Source organism: Martelella sp. (assembly GCF_984369615.1).
The window spans coordinates 1-3,352 of the sequence record NZ_CFHTCS010000424.1; the positions used below are offsets into that span (position 1 = coordinate 1).

Consider the following 3,352-nt stretch of genomic DNA (forward strand, 5'->3'; position numbering starts at 1 on the left):
GCGTCGCCGGCTGGTTCGGTGAAGAGGCCGCCCGGCTCGTCAATCTGCACCAGTGCCATTCGGCCGAGGCGATTGCCGTCGACGCGCCCTTTGCCGGCGAGCGGCCGCGCGCCGATGCGCTGGTGACGAAAACGCCGGGTCTCGTGCTCGGCGTGCTGACGGCCGATTGCGGCCCGGTGCTCTTTGCCGACACGGAAGCCGGCGTCATTGGCGCTGCTCATGCGGGCTGGCGCGGCGCGCTCAGCGGCGTTCTCGAGGCGACCCTTGCAGCCATGGCGAAGCTCGGCGCAAACCGCGACACGACAATCGCGAGCCTTGGTCCCTGCATCGGCAGGCGCGCCTACGAGGTCGGTCCGGAATTCGTCGCCCGCTTCACCGAGACGGACACAGCGTTTTCGCGCTTGTTTTCGCCCTCCGGACGGGAAGGCCACGCCCTGTTCGACCTTGCCGGCTTCATAGGCCTCAGGCTTGACCGCGCCGGAATTGCGCACGACATCATCGGGCAATGCACCTATGAGAATGAGCGGGATTTCTTTTCCTATCGCCGTTCCACCCATCGCGGCGAGCCGGATTACGGCCGCCAGATCTCGGCGATCTCGATAACGGCTTCATGAGCCCTAAACGTCAATCGCGTGCCAGGCACGCCCGGGGAGACAGATATGGCGCTGATCTTTGACAACGAGGAATATGCCGACAGGCTGGAGCGGCTGAAGAGCGCGATGGCCGCCAAGAAGCTCGATGCCGTGCTTCTGTTCGCGCAGGAAAGCATGTACTGGCTGACCGGCTACGACACGTTCGGCTTCGTTTTCTTCCAGTGCCTTGCGGTGACAGCCGACGGCAAGATGACGCTTTTGACCCGCTCGGCAGACGTCCGCCAGGCGCGCCAGACCTCCAACATCTCCGATATCCGCATCTGGGTCGATCGCGGCCAGACGGACCCGAGCCGCGACCTGAAGGAGATGCTGGCCGATCTCGACCTGCTCGGCTGCCGCATCGGCGTCGAGTATGACACCCACGGCATGACCGGGCGCTCCGCCCATCTGCTCGACCAGCAGCTCTCCACGTTCTGCCAGCTCGAGGACGCGTCCTATCTCGTTTCGAATCTGCGCCTGATCAAGAGCCCGGCCGAGATCACCCATATCGAAACGGCCGCAGTGCTTTGCGATGACGCCTTCGACGCGGCGCTACCGCTGGTCAAGCCCGGCGCGGACGAGGCCGAAATCCTTTCGGCGATGCAGGGCGCCGTGCTTTCCGGCGGCGGCGATTATCCGGCCAACAACTTCATCATCGGCTCGGGCGAGAGCGCACTTTTGTGCCGCGCCAAATCGGGCCGGCGCCGGCTCTCGGAGAACGACCAGCTGACGCTCGAATGGGCGGGCGTGTCCGGGCATTACCATGTTGCGGCCATGCGCACGCTGGTGATCGGCGAGCCGAGCGACCGTCATCACGCGCTGTTCGGCGCGGCGAAGGCAACGCTGGAAGCGATCGAGGAATTGCTGCGGCCGGGACACAGTTTCGGCGACGTCTTCGACAAGCACGCCGAGATCATGGATGCCCGCGGTCTTTCGCGCCACCGGCTGAACGCCTGCGGCTATTCGCTCGGCGCGCGGTTCGCCCCGTCCTGGATGGAACACCAGATGTTCCATGCCGGAAATCCGAACCCGATCCTGCCGTCCATGTCGCTGTTCGTGCACATCATCATCATGGATTCAGACAGCGGGACGGCAATGACGCTCGGCCGCACCTATCTGACGGGCGAGGACGATCCCAAACCGCTTTCCAGGCTTGGCCTCGACCTTTACGCAAAATAAAGCATGATCGTCGCCAGCGTTTGACAAACCCGCCCCCTCTCCCGAAAATCGCCAGTATTTTCAACGGAAAGGGCGTGGTCAGATGATGCGTATGGCAAGCATTCTCCTTGCTGCGGGCCTGCTTGCCGCCTGTTCCGCCACAGACGTGATGACGGTGGCGTCGACGCCCCCTGCCCCTGTCGGCGATGCCGCGCCGCAGGCCTATCAAGACCCGCCGCCGGTCGCCGCCGCACCGCAGGCAAGCGTCGCCCGCCGGAGCCTTGCCGCTCCTGCCTCGCCCTCCTACGGCAATCCGGGCAGCCCCCGGGTCACGACGGACGAGGCCGCCACCGCGCTTGATGCCACGCCCGGACGCGGTCGCGCTCCTTCCACCTTCGGCCAGCAGGCAGACCAACTCGGCCTGGCGCCTTCAACAGCGGCTCCTGCAGGAACGGCGCCTGCAACCCCGCCCGCGGCTGCCGCGCCTCGGCAAGCGGCAATGACCCGACAGACCCCGGCGCCCGAGACCATGACGCAACAGGCAGCGCCGCAACAGATCGCATCCGCCGCGCCTGCCGCAAAGCAGCCGGCGTCGGTCACCACCGTCCAGTCGGTCCGCTTCCTGCCGATCATCGGCGCCCCTTCCGACAAGCTCGAGCCGCTCTCGGCCCGCCTCGGCGACAGCGTGCGCGCGGCCGGCCTCACCATCGTGCCGATGGGCGAGACGGCGGCAGACCTCTCGCTCAAGGGCTATTTTTCGGTCGTCAACGACGACGGCCGGGTCTCTGTCGTCTATGTCTGGGACGTGATCGGCTCGGACGGCCTGCGTCTTCACCGCATCCAGGGCAGCGAAGCCGCGCTGGCAGGCGGGTTTTCCGGAAGCGACCCCTGGGAGGCGGTGACGCCGGAGATGATGGCCGATGTCGGTCAGAAATCCGTCGGATCGCTGCTTGCCTGGCTCGACAGCCAGGGTTGATGCGCGCAGCCCTTTCCTTTTGGTCACATTGAAACGGTAAAGTCGGTTGAAACCGTCACAAGACCGTAACAACCGCCTTGCAATCACCGGCAGGCCGGTTAAAAAGCGGGCAGGAAGACGCAACGGGCGGTATGACATGAAGGTTTTCGCGGGCAATTCCAATCGACAGCTTGCCGAAGCGATCTGCAACTATCTCAATGTCCCGATGGGCAAGGCGAGCGTCAGGCGGTTCGCCGATCAGGAAATCTTCGTGGAAATCCAGGAAAACGTGCGCGGCGAGGACGTCTTCGTCGTCCAGTCGACCTCTTTTCCGACCAATGACCACCTGATGGAACTGCTGATCATGATCGACGCGTTCCGTCGCTCCTCGGCGCGCCGCATCACGGCGGTCCTTCCCTATTTCGGCTATGCACGGCAGGATCGCAAACCCGGCCCGCGCACTCCGATCTCGGCCAAGCTGGTGGCCAATCTGATCACCCAGGCCGGGGCCAACCGCGTGATGACGCTTGATCTTCATGCCGGCCAGATCCAGGGCTTTTTCGACATTCCCACCGACAACCTCTATCCACTGCCGATCCTCGCGCGC

At 64.7% G+C, this 3,352-nt stretch carries 4 protein-coding genes; all 4 read left to right on the forward strand.

All coding sequences use genetic code 11. The annotated features are described in order from the left end of the window. On the forward strand, positions 1–614 hold a 614-nt coding region (gene pgeF / locus AC5DC2_RS21540), incomplete at its 5' end, for a peptidoglycan editing factor PgeF (RefSeq protein WP_491699964.1). A 45-nt stretch (positions 615–659) separates the two neighbouring features. Continuing rightward, complete coding sequence (locus tag AC5DC2_RS21545; protein WP_491699965.1) at positions 660–1,811, forward strand: M24 family metallopeptidase; 1,152 nt, start codon at positions 660–662, stop codon at positions 1,809–1,811. Between the two features lie 91 nt (positions 1,812–1,902). Beyond that, entirely contained in the window at positions 1,903–2,766 is an 864-nt protein-coding gene (locus AC5DC2_RS21550) for a hypothetical protein (RefSeq protein WP_491699966.1), read from the forward strand. 136 nt (positions 2,767–2,902) lie between these two features. Further along, positions 2,903–3,352 (forward strand): ribose-phosphate diphosphokinase (prs, locus tag AC5DC2_RS21555; RefSeq protein WP_491699967.1); only part of this gene is annotated, 450 nt, incomplete at its 3' end.